22 protein-coding genes and 1 pseudogene are annotated in these 20861 nt (G+C 71.5%); 10 read left to right on the forward strand and 13 right to left on the reverse strand.

The genetic code is table 11. The annotated features are described in order from the left end of the window. Window positions 1-260: 260 nt before the first annotated feature. The 4 genes from ppx to MMR14E_RS16270 all read right to left on the reverse strand — a co-directional run bounded on the left by ppx (window position 261) and on the right by MMR14E_RS16270 (window position 6150). Window positions 261-1814 (reverse strand): exopolyphosphatase, encoded by a 1554-nt coding sequence (gene ppx, locus MMR14E_RS16255; protein ID WP_331315669.1) that lies wholly within the window; start codon window positions 1812-1814, stop codon window positions 261-263. Window positions 1815-1896: 82 nt separating this feature from the next. Beyond that, window positions 1897-4203: an RNA degradosome polyphosphate kinase gene (locus tag MMR14E_RS16260; protein WP_331315670.1), complete on the reverse strand. Its 2307-nt coding sequence runs from the start codon at window positions 4201-4203 to the stop codon at window positions 1897-1899. A gap of 98 nt (window positions 4204-4301) precedes the next feature. Beyond that, the gene (locus tag MMR14E_RS16265) at window positions 4302-5012 is read right to left on the reverse strand and encodes a hypothetical protein (protein WP_331315671.1); all 711 of its coding nucleotides are present in this window, start codon (window positions 5010-5012) and stop codon (window positions 4302-4304) included. 13 nt (window positions 5013-5025) lie between these two features. Beyond that, window positions 5026-6150: an AI-2E family transporter gene (locus MMR14E_RS16270; RefSeq protein WP_331315672.1), complete on the reverse strand. Its 1125-nt coding sequence runs from the start codon at window positions 6148-6150 to the stop codon at window positions 5026-5028. A 142-nt stretch (window positions 6151-6292) separates the two neighbouring features. Between MMR14E_RS16270 and purM the strand changes: the two genes are divergently transcribed. Next, complete coding sequence (gene purM / locus MMR14E_RS16275; RefSeq protein ID WP_331315673.1) at window positions 6293-7372, forward strand: phosphoribosylformylglycinamidine cyclo-ligase; 1080 nt, start codon at window positions 6293-6295, stop codon at window positions 7370-7372. After that, a complete protein-coding gene (gene purN, locus MMR14E_RS16280) occupies window positions 7372-8022 on the forward strand; it encodes a phosphoribosylglycinamide formyltransferase (protein WP_331315674.1) in 651 nt (216 codons plus the stop codon). The genes purM and purN overlap by 1 nt, the downstream gene beginning before the upstream one ends. A gap of 132 nt (window positions 8023-8154) precedes the next feature. On the opposite strand, the gene MMR14E_RS16285 is transcribed toward purN, so the two are convergent. After that, window positions 8155-8520: a hypothetical protein gene (locus MMR14E_RS16285; protein WP_331315675.1), complete on the reverse strand. Its 366-nt coding sequence runs from the start codon at window positions 8518-8520 to the stop codon at window positions 8155-8157. A gap of 168 nt (window positions 8521-8688) precedes the next feature. Further along, a complete protein-coding gene (ndk, locus tag MMR14E_RS16290; protein WP_012317495.1) occupies window positions 8689-9111 on the reverse strand; it encodes a nucleoside-diphosphate kinase in 423 nt (140 codons plus the stop codon). A 269-nt stretch (window positions 9112-9380) separates the two neighbouring features. On the opposite strand from ndk, the gene MMR14E_RS16295 reads away from it, so the two are divergent. Continuing rightward, window positions 9381-9845: a DUF2147 domain-containing protein gene (locus MMR14E_RS16295; RefSeq protein ID WP_331315676.1), complete on the forward strand. Its 465-nt coding sequence runs from the start codon at window positions 9381-9383 to the stop codon at window positions 9843-9845. A 6-nt stretch (window positions 9846-9851) separates the two neighbouring features. Here the strand turns inward: MMR14E_RS16295 and MMR14E_RS16300 are convergent, their stop codons facing one another. Beyond that, window positions 9852-10487, reverse strand: coding sequence for a glutathione S-transferase N-terminal domain-containing protein (locus MMR14E_RS16300; RefSeq protein ID WP_331315677.1), 636 nt, complete (start codon window positions 10485-10487; stop codon window positions 9852-9854). Between the two features lie 239 nt (window positions 10488-10726). On the opposite strand from MMR14E_RS16300, the gene MMR14E_RS16305 reads away from it, so the two are divergent. From MMR14E_RS16305 to MMR14E_RS16325, 5 genes and pseudogenes are all read left to right on the forward strand, one after another. After that, complete coding sequence (locus MMR14E_RS16305) at window positions 10727-11044, forward strand: hypothetical protein (RefSeq protein WP_331315678.1); 318 nt, start codon at window positions 10727-10729, stop codon at window positions 11042-11044. Window positions 11045-11170: 126 nt separating this feature from the next. Further along, a pseudogene (locus MMR14E_RS16310) lies at window positions 11171-11896 on the forward strand (FUSC family protein); the annotation flags it as partial. A 202-nt stretch (window positions 11897-12098) separates the two neighbouring features. Further along, complete coding sequence (locus MMR14E_RS16315; RefSeq protein WP_020091795.1) at window positions 12099-12293, forward strand: DUF1656 domain-containing protein; 195 nt, start codon at window positions 12099-12101, stop codon at window positions 12291-12293. Continuing rightward, on the forward strand, window positions 12293-13348 hold the full coding sequence (locus MMR14E_RS16320; protein ID WP_331315679.1) for an HlyD family secretion protein: 1056 nt from the start codon (window positions 12293-12295) through the stop codon (window positions 13346-13348). Before MMR14E_RS16315 ends, MMR14E_RS16320 begins: the two co-directional genes overlap by 1 nt. A 202-nt stretch (window positions 13349-13550) precedes the next feature. Further along, the gene (locus MMR14E_RS16325; protein WP_331315681.1) at window positions 13551-13772 is read left to right on the forward strand and encodes a hypothetical protein; all 222 of its coding nucleotides are present in this window, start codon (window positions 13551-13553) and stop codon (window positions 13770-13772) included. A 508-nt stretch (window positions 13773-14280) separates the two neighbouring features. Here MMR14E_RS16325 and gatB read toward each other — a convergent pair. The 5 genes from gatB to MMR14E_RS16350 form a co-directional block, all read right to left on the reverse strand. Next, window positions 14281-15753, reverse strand: coding sequence for an Asp-tRNA(Asn)/Glu-tRNA(Gln) amidotransferase subunit GatB (gatB, locus tag MMR14E_RS16330; protein WP_091978070.1), 1473 nt, complete (start codon window positions 15751-15753; stop codon window positions 14281-14283). Window positions 15754-15963: 210 nt separating this feature from the next. Next, a complete protein-coding gene (locus MMR14E_RS16335; protein WP_331315683.1) occupies window positions 15964-16263 on the reverse strand; it encodes a hypothetical protein in 300 nt (99 codons plus the stop codon). Continuing rightward, window positions 16260-17738, reverse strand: a complete 1479-nt coding sequence (gene gatA / locus MMR14E_RS16340; RefSeq protein WP_331315685.1) for an Asp-tRNA(Asn)/Glu-tRNA(Gln) amidotransferase subunit GatA — start codon at window positions 17736-17738, stop codon at window positions 16260-16262. Before gatA ends, MMR14E_RS16335 begins: the two co-directional genes overlap by 4 nt. A gap of 78 nt (window positions 17739-17816) precedes the next feature. Next, window positions 17817-18104, reverse strand: a complete 288-nt coding sequence (gatC, locus tag MMR14E_RS16345; RefSeq protein WP_012317485.1) for an Asp-tRNA(Asn)/Glu-tRNA(Gln) amidotransferase subunit GatC — start codon at window positions 18102-18104, stop codon at window positions 17817-17819. Window positions 18105-18272: 168 nt separating this feature from the next. Next, window positions 18273-18413 (reverse strand): hypothetical protein, encoded by a 141-nt coding sequence (locus MMR14E_RS16350; RefSeq protein ID WP_012317484.1) that lies wholly within the window; start codon window positions 18411-18413, stop codon window positions 18273-18275. A gap of 172 nt (window positions 18414-18585) precedes the next feature. On the opposite strand from MMR14E_RS16350, the gene MMR14E_RS16355 reads away from it, so the two are divergent. Both MMR14E_RS16355 and ruvX read left to right on the forward strand, forming a co-directional pair. After that, window positions 18586-19155 (forward strand): SMI1/KNR4 family protein, encoded by a 570-nt coding sequence (locus MMR14E_RS16355; RefSeq protein ID WP_331315687.1) that lies wholly within the window; start codon window positions 18586-18588, stop codon window positions 19153-19155. Beyond that, complete coding sequence (gene ruvX, locus MMR14E_RS16360) at window positions 19152-19664, forward strand: Holliday junction resolvase RuvX (RefSeq protein ID WP_331315688.1); 513 nt, start codon at window positions 19152-19154, stop codon at window positions 19662-19664. Before MMR14E_RS16355 ends, ruvX begins: the two co-directional genes overlap by 4 nt. Here ruvX and dprA read toward each other — a convergent pair. Beyond that, complete coding sequence (gene dprA, locus MMR14E_RS16365) at window positions 19654-20856, reverse strand: DNA-processing protein DprA (protein ID WP_331315690.1); 1203 nt, start codon at window positions 20854-20856, stop codon at window positions 19654-19656. The two genes, ruvX and dprA, sit on opposite strands and share 11 nt — an antisense overlap. Window positions 20857-20861: the final 5 nt, after the last annotated feature.

Raw genomic sequence — 20861 nt, forward strand, 5'->3', positions numbered from 1 at the left:
AACGAATGTTATCGCGGATCTATCGATCGATCGAGGTATTCTGGGCCGCGCGGCAGCGTTCACGCGATGCGTCGCGGCGGTCGCGTGCCACCGCAGGTCGCGTCAGGCGGGCCGCGTGCGGGCTTCCACGCGCGGCATACCGGTCCCGGAGGGCGAGGATGGCCTCGGCGTCGCGCGAGGCCGTCGCCGCATCGGCGGGTGCTCGGTCCGCGGCGCCGGCGACGTGGTGCGTCGACCGGTACGGACCTGAGCCGCGCGGATCAGGCGGCGCGGTCCGTGACCTCGACACGCCCGTCCAGGCCGATGATGCGCCCGAGGCCGCGAACACGGTTCAACAGGCGGTCCCCGGTCAGAGCCTCCCAGTCGCGCGGGAGGCGCAGCACCACGCGGCCATCCTCGACGGTGAGCGGGGCACGACCGAGCGCGCCGTCCATGCCGGCCGAGATCGGGAAGGCGATCCGGAGCAAGCCGCCGAGGAGGCGGGCGCGCTCGAACAGGCGCGGACCGGCCACGCTCCGGAGCATCGCGTTCGCCTTCTCGGGCGCCAGGCCCGTGTGCCTCAGGGACACCGCCAGGGCGAGATAGGCGCGGCCCGGATGATCCACGCCGACGAAGGCGGCGTTCTGGATCACCGCGATGCTCTGCTCCCCGCGATAGTCCGGATGTGCCCGCCAGCCGACATCCGACAGCAGGCAGCCCGCGTGGCGCAGCCGGCGCTCGTCGGCGGTCTCGTGGCCGTCCAGAGTCGCGACGAATCGGTCCGTCCAGGCGATCAACTCCTCCCCGTGGCGGGGCGAGCGCGCGCGCAGGACGTTGAACTCCGACGCCGAGGCCAGCAGCGGGTCGATCAGCCGGGTGTCCCGATCGAGCTGCTCGAACAGCAGGCCCTCCCGCACGCCCGATGCCGAGATCGCCACCTCGCGCGGGCGTCCGACCCGGATGATCTCCTCCAGCACGACGGCTCCGTAGGCCAGCAGCGGGCGCCGCGCTTCCGAGATCGCGTCGACGTCCTGCAGCAGCGCAACGTCGGTCTGCTCGACGACTTGGAGGAAGCTGAGTTCGTCGGTGGGCTCGACCGTGTAGCCGTGCATCACGTGCACGGGGTAGCCGCGGGCCGCCTGGTGGAGCCGCGCGATCGCGCGCCACGTGCCGCCGACGGCGTAGAAGGTCCGGCCGCGCAGCGTCTCGAGCTGCGGGGCCGCCTTGCGCATGTACTCGCGGACGATCTTGGCGGCCTTCTTGACCGAGCCGCCCGACAGGTCCTGGAGCGCGAGACCGCCGAGGGGCATGGTCACGCCCTGGCCGACGACCGCCCCGCGGACGTCCACGAGTTCGAGGGAGCCGCCGCCCATGTCGCCGACGACCCCGTTCGGTGCGTGGAAGCCCGAGACCACGCCGAGCGCCGAGAGCTCCGCCTCGCGCCGTCCGGAGAGGAGCTGGATCTCCTGGCCGCAGGCCGCCTCGGCGGCGCGGAGAAAGTCGGGACCGTTCTCGGCGTCCCGCGCCGCCGCGGTGGCGAGCACGAAGACCCGCCGGACGCGCATCGTCTCGCACAGCACCCGGAACCGCGCCAGGGCAGCGAGCGCGCGGGCCACCGCCTCCTCGTTCAGTCGGCCCGTCGTCAGGACGTTGCGCCCCAGGCCACAGAGCACTTTCTCGTTGTAGAGCGGCGTCGGCGCCCGGGTCAGCCCGTCATACGCGACGAGGCGGACGGAGTTCGAGCCGATGTCGATGATCGCCACCGGCTGTTGCGCGGCGCTGTCGATCGCCTCCGCGTCGTGTGCGAGGGTGAGATTGGCAAGAGGGCTGCCCAAACGTCCGAGTCCTTCATCAGCCCGGCGCGCCTGCCGACGCGCCGTGCGGGAGGTTTACCCCAGCGACGCCGCGCGGCGAAACTCAGCTGCGTTGCGCACGGCGGCTCAGCGCCCGCGGGCTCGACTTCTTCGAGGCCTTGCCGCGTCCCGAGAGGCTGGGATTGGTCATGAAATACTTGTGGGCGTTGAACGGCTCCTCGCCCTCGGCGGGCTGGATCCGTTCACACCCGCCCGAGGCGAGGAGCCGCCAGCTCTGGCGGTTGTCCAGCAGGTTGGCCAGCATGATCTGGTCGAGCACCTGCTGATGCACCGTCGGATTCGTGATCGGCAGCAGCGCCTCGACGCGACGGTCGAGGTTCCGGCTCATCAGGTCGGCGGACGAGATGTAGACCGTGGCCTTGGGGTGCGGCAGCCCCACGCCGTTGCCGAAAGCGTAGATGCGCCCGTGCTCCAGGAAGCGGCCGACGATCGACTTCACCCGGATCGTTTCCGACAGGCCGGGAATGCCCGGCCGCAGGCAGCAGATGCCGCGGACCACGCAGTCGATCTGAACGCCGGCTTCCGAGGCGTCGTAGAGGGCGTCGATGATCTGGCCGTCGACCAGGGAGTTGCACTTGATCCAGATCGCCGCCGGGCGCCCGGCCCTGGCATGGGCCACCTCCGCCTCGATGTGCTCGAGCAGCTTGTTCTTCGCCGTCAGCGGCGAGACCGCCATCCGCTCCAGCTCAGCCGGCTCGGCGTAGCCGGTGATGAAGTTGAAGATGCGCGACACGTCCCGGGCGATCGCCGGGTCGGCGGTGAAGAAGGAGAGGTCGGTGTAGATGCGGGCCGTGATCGGGTGATAGTTGCCGGTGCCGACGTGGCAGTAGGTGACGAGCCTGTCGCCCTCGCGTCGTACCACCAGCGACAGCTTGGCGTGCGTCTTCAGCTCGACGAAGCCGAACACGACCTGCGCGCCCGCCTTCTCCAGGTTGCGCGCCCAGCGGATGTTGGCCTCCTCGTCGAACCGCGCCTTCAGCTCCACGAGCGCGGTGACGGACTTGCCCAGCTCGGCGGCCTCGGCGAGGGCCGCGACGATCGGCGAGTTCGACGAGGTCCGGTAGAGCGTCTGCTTGATCGCGACGACGTTCGGGTCTCGAGCGGCCTGGGCCAGGAACTGGACCACCGAGTCGAAGGATTCGTAGGGGTGGTGGACGATGAAGTCCTTCTGGCGGATCGCCGCGAAGACGTCGCCGCCGCTCTCGCGGATGCGCTCGGGGAAGCGCGGGTTGTAGGGCTTGAACTTCAGGTCGGGCCTGTCGATGCCGACGACCTGGGACAGCTCGTTCAGGGCGAGCATGCCCTCCACGAGGAAGATCGCGTCCGCGGCGATCTCGAGCTCGTCGGCGACGAAGCTGCGCAGATCCTCCGACATGCCGGACTCGACCTCGAGGCGGATCACGACGCCGCGGCGGCGCTGCTTCAGCGCGGTCTCGAAATGCAGGACGAGGTCTTCCGCCTCCTCCTCGATCTCCAGGTCGGAGTCGCGGACCACGCGGAACGCGCCGCTGCCCTTCACGAGGTAGCCCGGGAAGAGCCGACCGGTGAACATCCCGATCACCTGCTCGATCGGCATCAGCCGCGCCGCGGTCTCACTGTCGCTCACCGGCAGGCGCACGAAGCGGTCGATGACGCCGGGCAGGCGGATGAGCGCGCGCAGCAGACGGCCGTCCTTCGGCCGCACCAGCATCAGCGCGATCGTCGTGCCGAGATTCGGGATGAACGGGAACGGGTGGGCCGGATCGATCGCCAGCGGCGTCAGGACCGGGAAGACGTGGTTGAGGAAGTACTCCTCGAGCCACGCCGCCTGCTCGGCCGAGAGGGCGGCGGGCTCGACGATGTCGATGTCGGCCGCGTGCAGCTCCTCGCGCAGGTCCCGCCAGCGGGCCTGCTGGTCGGCGGCGAGGCGCGACACCTCGGCGCCGATCCGGACCAGCTGCTCCGACGGCGACAGGCCGTCCTGCGACGGGACCGTGATCCCCGCCCGGACCTGATCGATCAGGCCGGCGACGCGGACCATGAAGAACTCGTCGAGGTTGTTGGCCGAGATCGACAGGAAGCGGAGGCGCTCCAGGAGCGGGTGGTTCGGGTTCGACGCCTCCTCCAGGACGCGCCGATTGAACTGCAGCCAGGACAGCTCGCGGTTCACGAACCGCTCCGGCGAGTGACGCAGGGACCGCCCCGCCTCCAGAACCGGTTCGCGGGCCGCGCCGGCCGCCGGCTCCGCCGGTGCGGCGGCGGCCGGCCACTCGTCGTTGGCGTCGGCGGCCGGGTTGGCCGCCGCGCGCCGCCGGGGCTCGGCGGCCTCGTCGGCGGCGTCGCGGTCCATGGGCTTCTGCGTCGATTCCATCCCGGATCCCTGTCTCTGCTCCTCGCGGCGGCGGAGCGTGTATCACCCTCGACCGGCGGCCTTCACGACAGTTTCGTGACGCCCGCCGCATTCCGCGCTCAGCCGGCCGGGTCGGGCTCGTCTTCCAGACCCACCCGCCGCAGGACGGCCAGCGCGAGCGGCCGGCTGATCCGCCGCCCGCGGCCGAGGGCGTCGCGGTCGAGCTCGGCAACGACGTCGCGGGCGCGGCCCAGCGATCGGTCGATTCGCAGGGCCAACGCATCGATCACGCCGAGATCGACGACCAGCTGCCGGTCCACGAACAGCTTGACCAGGACGGCGCGCAGCAGGGCGTCGTCCGGCGCCTCGATGGCGATGCCGGGGGCGAGGCGGAGCCGCGAGCGCAAGTCCGGCGTCGCGAGGTCGAGGGCGTCGAGGCCCGCGGCGCTGGTCAGCAGGACCGGGCAGCGCCGTTCGCGGGCGCGGTTGAGCAGGTGGAACAGCGCCGCCTCGTCGAGCCGCTCCGCCCGGTCGATGTCCTCCACGACCAGCGCCCCGTTGGACACGAGGTGCTGGACGGCGTCGGCACCCAGCTCCGCGGCCGGCAGGGTCCAGGCATGGGCGCGCTCGGCCCAGATCGCCGCGAGGTGGCTCTTGCCGCTGCCCGAGGGGCCGGTGAGGACCAGGACGCTGTCGGGCCAGTCCGGCCATGCCTCGATCAGCGCGTAGGCAGCCTCGTTGGCCGGCCCGACGAGGAAATCCTCGCGCCCGTAGCGGGGATCGAGCGGCAGGTCGAAGGCCAACTGCCGGGGTGGGGCGTTCTCGCGCATGTGCCGCTCAGGATCATCCCGCGCCCGCGGAGGTCAAGGCCGAAGCGTCCGTGCCGCCGTGCTCGATCAGGATCGGCTGCCCGGCGTGATAGAGCCGGCTCTCCAGGTAGCGGGCCAGGGCGAAGCGGACCAGCACGCCGATCGAGGCCGCGATCGGGACCGCGAGCAGCAGTCCGACGAAGCCGAACAGCGTCCCGAAGGCGAGCAGGGCGAACATCAGCCAGACCGGATGCAGCCCGGTGGAATCGCCGACGAGCTTCGGCGAGATGACGTTCCCCTCCAGGAACTGGCCGACGAGGAACACGCCGACGGTCAGGCCGAGATGCAGCCAGTCTCCGGAGGGCCAGAACTGGACGAGCGCGACGCCCACGGAGAGCAGGAAGCCGGTGAGCGTACCGACGTAGGGGATGAAGGTCAGGAACCCCGCGATCAGCCCGATCAGCACGCCGAAGTTGAGGCCGACCAGCCAGAGGCCGACCGCGTAGAAGCTGCCCAGGATGAGGCAGACCAGCGTCTGGCCGCGGACGTATCCGGTGACCGCCCCGTCGATCTGGCGCGCCAGCTCGCGCACCGTCGCCCGGTGCCGGGGCGGCACCCAGCCGTCGATGGCGGCGACCATCCGGTCCCAGTCGACGAGGATGTAGAAGGCGACGACCGGCGTCACGACGAGCAGCGAGGCGATCGAGATCAGCGCCTGGCTGCCCGACCAGAGCGATTTCAGGAAGGCCAGGAGCCACGTCCCGGCCTGGGTGGCCAGCGTACCCACCGAGGATTGCAGCTCGTTGAGGACGTTCGCGCCGCCGACGCGCTCGAGCAGGGTGCCGGACCGCTCGGCGATGATCGCCTGGAGCCGCGACACCATCCCGGGCAGCGCGTTGACGAGCGCCACGACTTGGTTGGCCGTGAGCGGGATCAGGATCAGCAGCGTCACGACGAGGACGACGACGAACAGCGCCAGGATCAGCAGGCTCGCCGCCAGCCGCCCGAGACCGAGCCGCTCCAGCCGGTCGGCCAGGGGATCGAGCAGGTAGGCCAGCGTGATGCCGGCCACGAACGGCAGCATCACCTCCCGGAGGAGGTAGACGATCAATCCCAGGGCGACGACAGCGGCCAGCCCGATCACAGCCCGTGCGCGCACGATGACGCTCCCCCCGCAGCACACCACGCCAGCGGGCAGAGTGGGTATGCGGGGCGCGCCGATCAAGGCGCCGCCGGCACGACTCGCGCCGCGCGCGGGAAGCCGCTAGAGCGGGGCCAGTATTCAGCGAGGTGGCGCGGGCATGACGGCCAAGGACGGCAACGAGCCGAAGACGGGGCTGACCTACGCGGCGGCGGGCGTCGATATCGATGCCGGCAACGCCATGGTCGAGACGATCAAGCCGCTGGTGCGCTCGACCCGGCGCCCGGGCGCCGACGCCGAGATCGGCGGGTTCGGCGGCCTGTTCGACCTGAAGGCCGCGGGCTTCCGCGACCCGATCCTGGTCGCTGCCAATGACGGCGTCGGCACCAAGGTCAAGATCGCCATCGAGACCGGCCGCCACGACACGATCGGCATCGACCTCGTGGCGATGTGCGTGAACGACATCATCGTCCAGGGCGCCGAGCCGCTGTTCTTCCTCGACTACTACGCCACCGGCAAGCTGGTCCCGGGCGTCGGCGCCGACATCGTGCGCGGCATCGCCGAGGGCTGCCGGCAGGCGGGCTGCGCGCTGATCGGCGGCGAGACCGCCGAGATGCCCGGCCTCTACGACGGGTTCGACTACGACCTCGCGGGCTTCTCGGTCGGCGCCGCCGAGCGCGGCGCGCTGCTGCCCCGGCCCGGCATCCGGCCCGGCGACGTCGTGCTCGGCCTGCCCTCCTCCGGGGTCCATTCCAACGGCTTCTCGCTGGTTCGCCGGATCGTCGCGAAGACCGGCCTCGGCTGGGACGCGCCGGCCCCGTTCGCCCCGGGCCGCAGCCTCGGCGAGGCGCTGCTGGAGCCGACCCGGATCTACGTGAAGCCGCTGCTCGCGGCTCTGGGCGCCACCGGCGGGATCCGGGCGCTGGCCCACATCACCGGGGGCGGCTTCCCCGACAACCTGCCGCGGGTCCTGCCCGACGATGTCGGCATCGCCGTCGACCTCGACGCCGTCACCCCGCCGCCGGTCTTCGGCTGGCTCGCCCGCGAGGGCGGCGTCGCCGAGGCCGAGATGCTGCGCACCTTCAACTGCGGGATCGGCATGGTGGTGATCGCCGCCGCCGACGCCGTCGACGACGTCGACGAGGCCCTGACCCGGGCCGGCGAGACCCCGGTCCGCCTCGGGCGGATCACGGCGCGCGGCCCCGAGCCGGTGACCTTCACCGGCCGCCTCGCCCTCTGATGGCGGCCGGCCGCAAGACCCGCGTCGCGGTCCTGATCTCGGGGCGCGGCTCGAACATGGTGGCGCTCCTGGAGGCCGCGAAGGATCCCGCCTTCCCGGCCGAGATCGTGCTGGTCCTGTCGAACCGCCCGGAGGCCGCCGGCCTGGCCCGGGCGGCCGAGGCGGGCATCCCGACGCAGGCCATCGATCACCGGGCCTTCGCCGACCGCGCCGGCTTCGACGCCGCCCTCGACGCGGCGCTGCGGGCGGCCGCGATCGACCTCGTCTGCCTCGCCGGCTTCATGCGGATCCTGACGACGGACTTCGTGGCGTCCTGGGCCGGCCGGATGCTCAACATCCACCCGTCGCTCCTGCCGCTGTTCAAGGGCACCCACACGCACCGGCAAGCGCTGGACGCCGGCGTGCGCCTGCACGGCTGCACGGTCCATTTCGTCGTGCCGGAGCTCGATGCCGGACCGATCGTCGCCCAGGCCGCGATCCCGGTCCGCCAGGACGACGACCCCGACAGCCTCGCCGACCGGGTGATCGTGCAGGAGCGGCGCCTCTACCCGGCGGTGCTCGCCCTGGTGGCGGGCGGCCGCGCCCGCCTTGAGGGCGACCGCGTGGTGATCGCCGACGCGGCGCCGGACGGCGCGCTGCTCAGCCTCTAGCGGGCGGCAATACGGTCAACCCCGTCCCGGCGGGCGGGGCGAGGCCATTCGGCCGACCCGCCCGCCGCCGTGACGCTCCCCGGGTTGCCGCCCTCCGCGCGCGGACCCGGGAGCCCTCGGGACTCGGGGCGCTCAGACCGGGCGCTGCAGCTTGCAGCTGTCCAGGGCCGAGAGCGCCTTGGCGCGGGCGGTGTCGTTGAAGTAGCCGGTGGTCCGGTAGGCCTCGATCTCGGAGGCATCGAGGCTGCGCAGGGTCTGCCGGGCGTAGCAGCCGCAGGGGCGCTCCAGGGACGCCTCGGGGGCGCTGGTCATGCGGGCCTGGACGACGGTGCAGGCGTGGCGCACGCGGCCTTCGAGATTGGTCTTGCTGGCGGTCTTGAGGGCCGGATCGGGCTCGTACTGCTGGAACGGGGCCGAGGATCCGCCCGCGAGGGCGGCGGTCGCGCCGAGGGCGATCAGGCCGGTCGCGATCAGCAGGGGCAGGCGGCGCATCGTCATGGTCGGGATCGTCCGGGGGCTGAGGTTGGCTAAGCTCGGCCGTTGGACGCTCCCGGGCTCCGTCCCGTCAAGGACGACCCGGTCACACAGCGCGGCATTCCCCGCGCCGCCGGGTATGGGGCACGCGAATGGCGGGTCGGTGTGCCCAACCCGCCACCGCACCGCGCCTCAGGCGGCGATGTCGGAATCCTTGAAGAACTGCGCGATCTCGAGCTTGGCGTTCTCGGCGCTGTCCGAACCGTGGACGGTGTTCTCGCCGACGGACTCGGCGAACTTCTTGCGGATCGTGCCCTCGGCGGCCTGGGCCGGGTTCGTCGCGCCCATGACCTCGCGGTACTTGGCGACGGCGTTCTCGCCTTCGAGGACCTGAACCACCACCGGGCCGGACGTCATGAAGGTCACGAGCTCGCCGAAGAACGGGCGCTCCTTGTGCACCTCGTAGAACTTCTCGGCCTGCTCCTTGGTCATGCGGATGCGGCGCTGGCCGACGATGCGGAGGCCGGCCTCCTCGATGACGGCGTTGACCGCGCCGGTCAGGTTCCGCCGCGTCGCGTCGGGCTTCAGGATCGAGAAGGTGCGCTCGGTGGCCATGGTGCGTCCGGTCTGTCTGTGGAAAAGGTCTGCGGCGCGCCGGCGATCCGGACACGCCGCGGCAGCGAGAATTTCGCTTCGGCGCCGGGCTTATAGCGGGCGCCCCCCGGTGCCTCAAGCGGCCCAGCGCGACCCGGCGGGGCAAGCGCGGCCGTGGCTCCGCCGCAACACCGCCGAAAAATCGCCCGATTGCGGCGGCTCAGTCGCGCACCAACCGACTTCGTCCACCCCCCGGGCGTCCGCGGACGCCCCTAACCCGGAGACGAACCATGCGACTCGCTCTCGGCGCCAGCCTGCTTCTCGCCGGCCTCTCCGCCGCCGCCGCCGACACCGCCAAGGATCCGTCCGGCACGTGGCTCACCGGCGACGGCCGCGCCAAGATCCGGATCGACCGCTGCGGCGCCGGCCAGAAGCTGGTCTGCGGCAAGGTCGTCTGGCTCAAGACGCCGACCTTCGACAACGGCGCCCCGCGCACCGATCTCAAGAATCCCGATCCGAAGAAGCGCGCCCGCCCGGTGATCGGTCTCCAGCTGATCGAAGGTCTGAAGCCGGACGACGCGAAGTTCACCGGCGAACTCTACAATATCGAGGAAGGCAAGATCTACACGGTCAGCCTGGAGCGCGAGAGCGAGGCCGAGCTCAACGTCTCGGGCTGCATGCTCAAGATCCTGTGCGGGTCGCAGACCTGGACCCGCGTGCCGGACGTGAACCAGCAGGCCGCCAACAAGAACTGAGCGGCGTCAGATCGCCGCGAGGCCGCGCTGCACCGCCGGCCTCGCCAGGATGCTCTCGAGCCATCGGGCCACGTTCGGCAGGGTGTTGATGTCGACACCCTGCTTGAAGTTGAGCTTGGCCCAGGTGAACGTCGCGATATCGGCGATGGAGTAGTCGTCGGCCAGGAAGGGGCGGCCCTCGAGGCGGCGCTCCAGCACGCCGTAGAGCCGCTTGGCCTCCGCGGTGAACCGCTCGATCGCGTACGGCACCTTCTCGGGCGCGTAGATCTTGAAGTGGTGCGTCTGCCCGAGCATCGGCCCGAACCCCGCCACCTGCCAGAACAGCCACTCGTCGACCTGCACGCGGGCGCGCTCGTCGGCCGGGTAGAACTGCCCGGACTTCCGACCGAGATACTGCAGGATCGCCCCGGATTCGAAGACCGAGATCGGCTGTCCCCCGGGCCCGTCCGGGTCGACGATGGCGGGAATCTTGTTGTTGGGCGAGATCGCCAGGAAATCGGGCGCGAACTGCTCGTTCTTGGCGATGTCCACGGGAACGATGCGGTAGGGGAGTCCGCACTCCTCCAGCATGATCGGGATCTTCCAGCCGTTCGGCGTACTCCATGTGTGGACGTCGATCGGCCGCCCGGACACCGCTGCCATGCTCTGCCTGCTCCTGGACCCGATCGTCGGCGGCGCGGTGGTCCTCCGCCGTTTCCGTACAACCCCGGCAGTGAAGACGATTTCCCGGCCGCGCTCAAGGGCAGCGGCCGGCGAGCCCGACGGTTCGGTGAAGCTGCGCCGGAGCTTGCGGCGGCCGGCCGAGCGGTCTTGCCGGGCGCACGAGCGAGCGGCGAGATTGCGGCTCGGGCGCCGGAACGACGCCCGAGGGGGAACTTCCGATGATCGATCGTCTCGCCAGGATCGCGATCCTGTCCGCGCCGCTGCTCGCCGCCTGTCCGGCTTCCGCCAAGGACGCGCCCGCCAAGGAGCCGCCTGTTCGGGAGGCACCCGCGAAGGCGCCGCCCGCCGCCGAGGCACCGGCAGCGCCAGCCGCCAGGACCCCGAGCCCGGGCCAGTCCGCCACCCGCGAGCGGCAGAAGACCTGCGGCGCCGAGTGGCGCGCCCTCACCGACGCGCAGAAGGCCGCGCAGGGGCCGAAATGGCCGCAGTTCTGGAGCAAGTGCAACAAGCGCCTGAAAGGTGGCGACAAGGCCTGACCGGCTAGAACCGCGGGGCGTTCCGTTCGTTCAGACATCCGCGGCGGGTTGGCAGGAGGCACGAGGCGATGACGGACCCTGCTCCGCCCGGACGGGCGGTGGACAGCGCGGCGCGCCGGGTCCGGCATGGCTGAGGCCCCCGTTTCCATCGCCGCGGATCCCCGCGCCGAACCGTTCGTCGACCGCGCCCTGGCGTTCCTCGATGCCTGGGTGCCCAAGCCGGCCGCCTGGGCCTTCGCGCTGCGGATCTGGATTGCGATGATGCTGGCGCTGGCCGCCGCCTTCTGGCTCCAGCTCGACAGCGCCTCGTCCGCCGCCACCTGCGTGGCGATCCTCGCTCAGCCCAAGCGCGGGCAGGCGATCTCGAAGGCGGTCTACCGCCTGCTCGGCACGCTGATCGGTGCCGCGGTGGCGCTCGTCTTCATGGCCCTGTTCGGCCAGGACCGGGTGCTGCTGCTCCTCAGCTTCACCGCCTGGCTCGGCCTGTGCGTCTTCGTCGCCCAGTTCCTGCAGGACACGCGGGCCTACGGCGCGATGCTGTCCGGCTACACAGTGGCGATCGTCGCGCTCGGCCAGATCGACGATCCGCAGGGCACCTTCGACGCCGCCGTGTCCCGCGTCGCCGTGATCGTGCTCGGCATCGTCGTGATCACCTTCATCAACGACGCCCTCGCCTCGCCGAGCACGTGGCGGGCGCTGCTGCCGCAACTGCGCAAGGCCTGGGACGACACGCGCGGCTACGCCCGCGAGACGCTGGCGGCGGGCGACCTCGGCGCCGTGCGCACCGCCGCGCTGATCCGCACCATCGCGCCGCTGCGGGCCGATGCCAGCGCCATCGCGGGCGAGCTGGAGCCGCGGGCGACGATCGCGGGCTCGAGACCGCGGCGCGCGACCTGATCCGCGCCGCGTCCGGCGAGGATCGGGCGGTGCGGCTGACCACGGCCCGCGCCGCCAGCGACCTCGTCACCGCGTCGCGCACCATCACCCGTCACCGGCGATTCCTGAATCGCCTCGACATCGCGCTATTCTGACGACCGCTTCTCCCGGGGTCACCATGCACGAGGACATCCATGTCGGCGGGGTGCTGGTCACGGCCTTCGTCGCCTATGCGCTGGCGGCCTTCGTGATCCTGGTCGTCCTGCGACTCGTCTTCGCCCGCATCCGCTTCAGCCGCTACGTCGCCAACGCCCCGCTCGCCGAGGCCGGCCTCTACGTCTGTGTCCTCGCCCTCCTGATCGCGTTCATCTGATGCCCGACACGACCGCCGACGAGGATGATCCGAAGACCGCCGCCCGCGACACTGCGCCCGGGCGGAGCGACCCGCTGCCCGCCGTGCCGCGCCGGGGCCGCGCCGCGAAGGTGTTCCGCCTCGCGGCCACCGGCTTGATACTCCTCGTGGCAGCCCTGGCGGCGGCGTTCGTGTGGGAGTTCTACGTGGCGGCGCCCTGGACGCGCGACGGCACGGTCCGCGTGCAGGTCGCCAACATCGCCCCGCAGGTCGCCGGGCAGATCGTCGAGGTCCGGGTCCAGGACAACCAGAATGTCCGCAAGGGCGACGTCCTCTACGTGATCGACCCGGTCGACTTCGAGGTCGCGGTCACCTCGGCGGACGCCGAGGTGAAGAACCGCGAGGCCGACCTGCAGGTGAAGAACGCCCAGTCGGCCCGCCGGCAGGCGCTCTCGACCGTGTCGACCTCGATCGAGGAGAAGCAGCAATTCGCCGGGGCCGCGAAGATCGCCGAGGCGTCGCTGGAGAGCGCGCAGGCGCAGCTGCGCCAGGCGAAGGTGAATCTCGAGCGCACCCAGGTGAGGTCGACCGTCAACGGCCGGGTGACCAACCTGCTCATGCGGGTCGGCGACTACGCGCGGACCGGCACGGCGAACATCAACGTAGTCGACACCGATTCCTTCTGGATCGACGGCTATTTCGAGGAGACCAAGATGCCCAACATCCACGTCGGCGATCCCGCCGACGTGAAGCTGATGGGCTTCGACCCGCACCTGACCGGCACGGTCCACAGCATCACGCTCGGAATCTCGACGGCGAACGCCGCCGCCAGCACGCAGGGGCTGCCCGACGTCAACCCGGTCTACACCTGGGTCCGCCTCGCCCAGCGGGTACCCGTCCGCATCCGCATCGACCACGTCCCGACGGGCGTCCCGCTCATCGCCGGCATGACCGCGACGGTGTTCGTCAACGGCGGCCGCGGCCCGGCGCCGAACTGGTTCATGGACCTGCGCGACCGCGTCTCCGCCCTGACTACGCCGGCGGCCGGTCCCGCCCGGGAAGCCGAACGGCGCTGACCCGGCCTGCTTCCGGCCGCGGTCACCGCCGCGGCCGCGTCCCCGAAAGCCGCGGTATTCGACTTCGCGTTCTCGAACCCGTCGCCGGTGGCGGGCGACGCGGCCGTCACCGCGCGACTGAAGTGCGTCAGCGCCGAAGCGCGGAGCCTCGCACCGATCAGGGATCTGCTCGTCGCGGATCCGACCGATCCGGATCGTGGCGATGTCGCCGGACGCGGCGCTGTATCGGCTGCGCGGTCGCCTGACGACCGCGGAATCCGACTTCCCGTCGAGAACGATAGAGGTGCCGGCAAGTGGTTTGCGCGCCAATCAATATTTCGCAGCGCCGCGGGATCGATCCAAGTCGTTGAGCCTGCACGCGCTGCAGCGCGCTCGCGGAGCCAAGTGGATCGAGAATGCCTTTTGCCGAGAAAATAGCTATTGACCGACCCGGAGCGCGGGCGCACTCTCTCCCTGTGCTTGGCGAAAGCCGGCACGGACCGGCACGAAACCTTGACGCGATCGGGTTTCGCAGCGGTGTCGGTCGCGGGAAGCTGGAGGAGACAGGGATGACTCCACCGCAGCGGAATGCCGCCTGGACGGTTCAGGGACAAGTTCGGCCCGAGACCTAGCGGCGCAGCACGGACAGCCGGACGGACGCGGCTCCAGGGGCGCAGAAGCGGCCACGCATGGCACGCCTTCGAATGCGCGAAAGGCCCCACTTCGAGCCGTTCCGCCGCGGTTTCTCTCTGAAGAATGCGAATGCCTCACCTGCCCGGCAGCGCCGCGGCGGGATCTCGTCGTGGCCGAGGCGCCGACGGGGCTGAGGGCGGCCGGCATCGTCGCCGACCCCGGATCCGCGGCCACTCATCCCGCGCCGCGCCCCGAGGCCCGCCGATGCGGGGCGCCTCAGGATCGGATCGCGCGCGGGATGGCCGTTCACCGCGAGGCGGTCACTCGATCCCGAGCTTCGCCTTGAGCAGCGCGTTCACCGCCGCGGGGTTCGCCTTGCCGCCGGTCGCCTTCATGGTCTGGCCGACGAACCAGCCGAGCAGGGTCGGCTTCTCCTTGGCCTGCGCGACCTTGTCGGGATTGGCCGCGATGATCTGGTCCACCGCCGCCTCGATGGCGCCCGTGTCGGTCACCTGCTTCATGCCGCGGCTCTCGACGACGGCGCGCGGGTCGCCGCCCTCGGTCCAGACGATCTCGAACAGGTCCTTGGCGATCTTGCCGGAGATGACGCCCTCGCCGATCAGGTCGATGATCGCGCCGAGCTGATCCGCCGAGACCGGGGTCGCGTCGATGGACAGGCCTTCCTTGTTGAGGCGCCCGAACAGCTCGTTGATCACCCAGTTGGCGGCGGCCTTGCCGTCCCGACCCTTGGCCACCGCCTCGTAGTAGTCCGCGGAGGCGCGCTCGGCGACCAGTACGCCGGCATCGTAGGGCGAGAGGCCGAACGCCGAGACGAAGCGCGCCTTCTTGGCGTCCGGCAGTTCGGGCAGCCCCTCGGCCAGCGCGTCGACGTAGGCCTGGTCGAATTCCAGCGGCAGCAGGTCCGGATCGGGGAAGTAGCGGTAGTCGTGCGCCTCTTCCTTCGAGCGCATCGAGCGCGTCTCGCCCTTGGTCGGGTCGAACAGGCGCGTCTCCTGGTCGATCTTCCCGCCGTCCTCGAGGATGGCGATCTGGCGCCGCGCCTCGGTCTCGATCGCCTGCCCGATGAAGCGGATCGAGTTGACGTTCTTGATCTCGCAGCGTGTGCCCAGCGGCTCGCCGGGGCGGCGCACCGAGACGTTCACGTCGGCGCGGAGCGAGCCCTTCTCCATGTCGCCGTCGCAGGTGCCGAGATAGCGCAGGATCGTGCGCAGCTTGGTGACGTAGGCCTTCGCCTCCTCGGAGGAGCGCAGGTCGGGCCGGGACACGATCTCCATCAGCGCAACGCCCGACCGGTTGAGATCGACGAAGCTCCGGGTCGGGTCCTGGTCGTGCAGCGACTTGCCGGCATCCTGCTCGAGGTGCAGGCGCTCGATGCCCACGGTGATCGAGGCGCCGTCGGCCAGATCCACCAGGACCTCGCCCTCGCCGACGATCGGGTCCTTGTACTGCGAGATCTGGTAGCCCTGCGGCAGGTCCGGGTAGAAGTAGTTCTTCCGGTCGAACACGGAGCGCAGGTTGATCTTCGCCTTCAGGCCGAGGCCGGTCCGCACCGCCTGGGCGACGCACTCGGCGTTGATCACCGGCAGCATCCCGGGCATCGCGGCGTCGACCAGCGACACGTGGTCGTTCGGCTCGGCCCCGAACTCGGTCGAGGCGCCGGAGAACAGCTTCGCCCGGCTGGACACCTGGGCGTGGATCTCCATGCCGACGATCACCTCCCAGTCGTGGAGGCCGCCCTTGATCAGCTTCTTGGGGTCGACGGGTGCGTTCATGGTCGTCCGGGCCGGGAAGGGAGCGTGGCGGGATCCGCCCACCCGCGCCCGCGTCCCGAGGTGCTGCGCGGCGGCCTCGAAGGCGGGCTCCAGGGATCGCGCGGCCGGCTGGAGGCCTCCTTCGCGGCCCGCGCACGCGGGGACCTCAGGACGAGGGCGCGGGTCGGCGTCGATGTCGTGCGGCCACTTACGGGCCGCGTCGCGAAAAGATCAAGCGCGGCGTCTGACCGCCTGCCGCGCGCCGTAGCCCAGGACTGCCCAGAGCAGGGCCGCCACGGCCCGCACCGGGAAGAAGGTCGGGCCGTCGCGGGTGATCGGCGCCGGCCACGGTATGCCGGCCGCGCTCACCGCGTAGGAGAACAGCACCGAGAAGCCGAGCGCCGCGATCGCCGCGATGAAGACCTTGCCGAACTGGCTGGCGGTCCAGCCGAGGTAGACCGCCACCACGATCAGCGCCGGATCGAACGCGGCCCAGATCCAGACCGTCCAGGGATAGTACGGGACGGTCATGACCACCACGGCTTGGGTAGGACGGTGCGACCGGCGGAGTCCTCGATCACCTGCGCGACCGCGAACAGCGTCTCCTCGTCGAAGGGCCGGCCGATGAGCTGCAGGCCCAGGGGCAGGCCCTGGCCGTCGAGCCCCGCCGGCACGGCGATGCCCGGCAGCCCGGCCATGTTCACCGTCACGGTGAACACGTCGTTGAGGTACATCTCCACCGGGTCGGCCGAGGCCTTCTCGCCGATGCCGAAGGCGGCCGACGGCGTCGCCGGCGTCAGGATCGCGTCGACCCCGGACGCGTAGGCGGCCTCGAAGTCGCGCTTGATCAGCGTGCGGATCTTCTGCGCGCGGACGTAGTAGGCGTCGTAGTAGCCGGCCGAGAGCACGTAGGTGCCGATCATGATCCGGCGCTTCACCTCGCGGCCGAAGCCGGCGGCGCGGGTGTTCTCGTACATCCCGGCGATGTCCTTGCCGGGCACGCGCAGGCCGTAGCGGACGCCGTCGTAGCGGGCGAGGTTCGAGGACGCTTCGGCCGGGGCCACGATGTAGTAGGCCGGCAGCGCGTAGGCGGTGTGCGGCAGCGAGATCTCCCGGATCGTCGCGCCGGCGGCCTTGAGCCACGCCGCGCCCTCGTCCCAGAGCTTCTGGATCTCGGCGGGCATGCCGTCGACCCGGTACTCCCTCGGGATCCCGATGGTGAGGCCCTTCACGCCGCGCGACACGGCGGCCTCGAAGTCCGGCACCGCGAGGTCGGCGCAGGTCGTGTCCCGGGCGTCGGCGCCCGCCATCGAGCCGAGGAGGATGGCGCAGTCGCGCACCGTCCGGGCGATCGGGCCGGCCTGGTCGAGGGAGGAGGCGAAGGCCACCGTGCCCCAGCGCGAGCAGCGCCCGTAGGTCGGCTTGATCCCGACCGTGCCGGTGAAGGCGGCGGGCTGCCGGATGGAGCCGCCGGTATCGGTCGCGGTGGCGCCGAGGCAGAGGCGCGCGGCAACCGCCGCGGCGGAGCCGCCCGAGGAGCCGCCGGGCACGATCGGCGCGTCCGATCCCGCGCGCCGCCAGGGCGAGACCACGTTGCCGTAGGCGCTGGTCTCGTTGGACGAGCCCATGGCGAACTCGTCGAGGTTCAGCTTGCCGAGCATCACGGCGCCGTCGCGCCACAGGTTGGCCGACACCGCCGATTCGTAGTGCGGCTCGAAGGTCTCGAGGATCTTGGAGCCCGCCGTGGTCGTCACGCCGTGCGTGCAGAACAGGTCCTTGATGCCGAGGGGGATGCCCTCGAGCGGCCGCGCCGCGCCGGACGCGATCTTCTGATCGGACGCCTCGGCCATCGCCAGGGCGCGGTCCGGGGTCTCCCGGATATACGCGTTCAGGACGCGGGCCTTGGCCATGGCGTCGAGATGCGCCTGGGTGAGCTCGCGGGCCGAGATCCGCTTCGCCTTCAGGGCGTCGCGCGCTTCGGCCAGGGTGAGTTCGTTCGGATCCACGCTGTTCACGTCCCCGCGCGCGCCGCCGCGCGCCTGCCCGCCAGAAATCCGGTCCGCAAGGTCCGGGCCGTCCTCGGCCTACTCGACCACCTTCGGGACCAGGAAGTAATTGTCCTCGGTCTCGGGCGCGTTGGCCACGACGTCGGCGGCGCGGCCGCCCTCCGTGACGACGTCCTCGCGCTTCTTCATCGCCATCGGCGTCACCGAAGTCATCGGCTCGACGCCCGCGACGTCGACCGTGCCGAGCTGCTCGACGAAGGCCAGGATGGCGTTCAGCTCGCCCTGGAGGGGCCCGACTTCGTCGTCGGTGACCGCGATCCGCGCCAGATGCGCGATGCGCCGAACCGTCTTCTCGTCGACCGACATGCCGTCCCGTTCGTCCCTGCCCGGGAGCGCTCTCCCGAAGTCGGTCGCGCTATAGCATCGGCTCTCGACGCGCCGCAACGCGGGTGGGCTATGCCGCGCCGCCGGTATGCCGGTCCAGCGGCGCGGGACCGGCGCGACGGAGCGCGGCGGGCCGGTTGACGGACTGGATCAGGTCACGACGTGGTGGGGCGTCACCGACATCTCGATCGTGATTCCCGGTTGCCGGACCGGCTGGATCATGGCTTGGGTGAAGCCAGCGACCAGCACCTCGAAGGCGAGGAGCAGCATCCAGCGGTGCTTGCGCGGCATCGCCCGCCGGCGGCCGGACGGAGCGGAAGAGGAGAGCTGGCCGTTCGTCGACAAGGCGGACCCCTACAGCGTGGTTTAACGGAACATTAACCTACCTAGACGCGAACGGCTCCGCGCGCACCGGGGGCGATCTGCGGAGGAGCCGAAGCCTGTGGACGGTGGAGAGGGAGCGATGTGGGAGACGGTCTTCGAGGAGCTCGCGCCGGGCTTCGTGCCGGACGCGGCGGCCCTCGATCGGGCGGCGGAGGCGCTGGGCTTCGCCCTGCCGGCCTCCTATCGCGACTTCTGCCGGACCTGCGGCGTCGGCCTCGCGGGCGGGCAGTTCCGCGTCGCCGTGCCGGCGCCGTTCGAGGCCTGCGATCTGGTGAGCCAGGCGGCCCTCATCGCCCACAGCGTCGGCGCCGCGGTTGCCATGCTGGAGGACGGGGCGGAACCGCACCGGTTCGACGTGGAGGGCGGCGACGCCGGCATCGTCGAGCGCGCCTGCTTCTTCGGCGCGGGCGAGGACGGCAGCTTCCTGTTCTGGGACGTCGCCGGGACCGACGGGGAGTACGACGTCTGGCTTCTGGCGCCCGACCTGGAGACGGTGCGCTTCGGCGGCGAGAGCCTCGACGACTTCTTCACCCGGGTCACGGCGCCGTCCGCGGCCCTGGTCCTGGGACCGGGCTCGGAGCCCCTCCCCGCCCGGTTCGAGGGCGTCACCGAGGCCACCCTCGCGCGCACCGCGCGGGCGGAGTCATGAACTTCGACGCGATCCGCGCCTTCGCGGCCGAGTCCCGCGGCGGCGCCCGCCTGATCGGCATCGATCTCGGCACCAAGACGATCGGCCTCGCCCTGTCGGATCTCGGCCGCCAGATCGCGACGCCGCTCGAGACGATCCGCCGGGTGAAGTTCACTCCCGACGCGCAGCGGCTCGCCGCCCTGTGCCGGCAGCACGCGGTCGGCGGCCTCGTCGTCGGACTGCCGCTCAACATGGACGGGAGCGAGGGGCCGCGGGTGCAGTCGACCCGCGCCTTCATGCGCAACCTCGCGCCGATCCTCCCCCTCCCCCACGTCTTCTTCGACGAGCGACTCTCCACCGCCGTGGTCACCCGCGCGCTGATCGAGGCCGACGCCTCGCGGGCGCGGCGCGGCGCGCTCGTCGACAAGCTCGCCGCCGCCTACATCCTCCAGGGCTGCCTCGACGTCATGCGCAACCTCGCGGACGCCGACGCGGACGACGATCCCGAGGACGGGTCCCTCAGCGGCTGACCAGCGAGACGGTGCCGCTGCCGTGGCGCTCGATCCGTCCGTCGAGCTCCAGTTCCAGCAGCACGCTCTGCACGGTCCGGGCACCGACCCCGGCGCTCCGCGCCAGCTCGTCGGTGCCGACCGGGCTCGGGCCGAGCAGGGCCACGATCCGCGCCCGGTCGTCCACCGCCTCGGGCGGCGGGTCGTCGCGCGCGGGATCGTCGGCGGACGCGCCGTAGGCTCGCTCCGGTCCCGGGTCGAGAGCCGCGTCGAGCGCGATCTCGTCCCAGAAATCCGGCTGCTCGGCGAGGTCCGGCCGCCCGCGCGCCGGTGCCGCCTCGGCATCCGGGCCGCGCTCGACGATCGGTCCCAGCACCTCGAGGACGTGGTCCACCTCGGAGACCAGGGTGGCGCCCTGGCGGATCAGGTCGTTGGTGCCCTCGGCGCGCGGGTCGAGGGGCGAGCCGGGCACCGCGAACACCTCCCGGTTCTGCTCCAGGGCGTAGCGCGCCGTGATCAGCGAGCCGGAGCGGCGGGCGGCCTCCACCACCACCGTCCCGTAGGACAGGCCGGAGATGATCCGGTTGCGCCTCGGGAAGTCCCGCCCCCGGGGCTCCCAGCCCATCGGCATCTCCGCGAGGACCGCGCCGCCCTCCGCCAGGATGGCCTCGACCAGGCTTCCGTGGCTCGCAGGGTAGATCCGGTCCTGGCCGCCGGCCATGACGGCGATCGTGCCGGTCCGGAGGCTCGCCCTGTGGGCGCGCGCGTCGATCCCGCGGGCGAGGCCGGAGACGATTGTCAGGCCGGCCTCGCCGAGGCCGCGGGCGAGCCGCTCGGTGAAGGCGAGCCCCGCCGACGAGGCATTCCGCGAGCCGACGAGAGCGGCGGCGGGCCGGTTGAGGATCGGGGCGCCGCGCACGGCCAGGAGCGGCGGCGCCGCGTCGACCTGCGCGAGGAGACGCGGGTATTCCGCCTCGCCGCTGGCGATCAGCCGCCCGCCGAGGCGGGCCAGGGCCGCGATCTCGGCCTCGGCCTCAGCGCGGGCGAGCGGTACGATCCGCCGTCCCTGGCGGCCGGTGAGCTCCGGCAGGGCGTCGAGGGCGGCGGCCGCGCCGCCGAACCGGTTCACGAGCCTCCGGAAGGTGCGGGGGCCGACGCCCTCGGTCCGGATCAGCCGCAGCCAGTCGAGCCGCTGGGCCTCGGTGAGCTGCATCCAAC

Origin of the sequence: Methylobacterium mesophilicum, from assembly GCF_036441335.1 — a bacterium.
Lineage (GTDB): Bacteria > Pseudomonadota > Alphaproteobacteria > Rhizobiales > Beijerinckiaceae > Methylobacterium > Methylobacterium mesophilicum_B.

Bases quoted from the DNA above. Each gene is read 5' to 3' on its own strand.
- MMR14E_RS16260 (WP_331315670.1), bottom strand. From the start codon at position 4,203: ATGGAATCGACGCAGAAGCCCATGGACCGCGACGCCGCCGACGAGGCC.
- MMR14E_RS16265 (WP_331315671.1), bottom strand. From the start codon at position 5,012: ATGCGCGAGAACGCCCCACCCCGGCAGTTGGCCTTCGACCTGCCGCTC.
- purM (WP_331315673.1), top strand. From the start codon at position 6,293: ATGACGGCCAAGGACGGCAACGAGCCGAAGACGGGGCTGACCTACGCG.
- purN (WP_331315674.1), top strand. From the start codon at position 7,372: ATGGCGGCCGGCCGCAAGACCCGCGTCGCGGTCCTGATCTCGGGGCGC.
- MMR14E_RS16285 (WP_331315675.1), bottom strand. From the start codon at position 8,520: ATGACGATGCGCCGCCTGCCCCTGCTGATCGCGACCGGCCTGATCGCC.
- ndk (WP_012317495.1), bottom strand. From the start codon at position 9,111: ATGGCCACCGAGCGCACCTTCTCGATCCTGAAGCCCGACGCGACGCGG.
- MMR14E_RS16295 (WP_331315676.1), top strand. From the start codon at position 9,381: ATGCGACTCGCTCTCGGCGCCAGCCTGCTTCTCGCCGGCCTCTCCGCC.
- MMR14E_RS16300 (WP_331315677.1), bottom strand. From the start codon at position 10,487: ATGGCAGCGGTGTCCGGGCGGCCGATCGACGTCCACACATGGAGTACG.
- MMR14E_RS16305 (WP_331315678.1), top strand. From the start codon at position 10,727: ATGATCGATCGTCTCGCCAGGATCGCGATCCTGTCCGCGCCGCTGCTC.
- MMR14E_RS16315 (WP_020091795.1), top strand. From the start codon at position 12,099: ATGCACGAGGACATCCATGTCGGCGGGGTGCTGGTCACGGCCTTCGTC.
- MMR14E_RS16320 (WP_331315679.1), top strand. From the start codon at position 12,293: ATGCCCGACACGACCGCCGACGAGGATGATCCGAAGACCGCCGCCCGC.
- MMR14E_RS16325 (WP_331315681.1), top strand. From the start codon at position 13,551: ATGTCGCCGGACGCGGCGCTGTATCGGCTGCGCGGTCGCCTGACGACC.
- gatB (WP_091978070.1), bottom strand. From the start codon at position 15,753: ATGAACGCACCCGTCGACCCCAAGAAGCTGATCAAGGGCGGCCTCCAC.
- MMR14E_RS16335 (WP_331315683.1), bottom strand. From the start codon at position 16,263: ATGACCGTCCCGTACTATCCCTGGACGGTCTGGATCTGGGCCGCGTTC.
- gatC (WP_012317485.1), bottom strand. From the start codon at position 18,104: ATGTCGGTCGACGAGAAGACGGTTCGGCGCATCGCGCATCTGGCGCGG.
- MMR14E_RS16350 (WP_012317484.1), bottom strand. From the start codon at position 18,413: ATGCCGCGCAAGCACCGCTGGATGCTGCTCCTCGCCTTCGAGGTGCTG.
- MMR14E_RS16355 (WP_331315687.1), top strand. From the start codon at position 18,586: ATGTGGGAGACGGTCTTCGAGGAGCTCGCGCCGGGCTTCGTGCCGGAC.
- ruvX (WP_331315688.1), top strand. From the start codon at position 19,152: ATGAACTTCGACGCGATCCGCGCCTTCGCGGCCGAGTCCCGCGGCGGC.
- dprA (WP_331315690.1), bottom strand. From the start codon at position 20,856: ATGCAGCTCACCGAGGCCCAGCGGCTCGACTGGCTGCGGCTGATCCGG.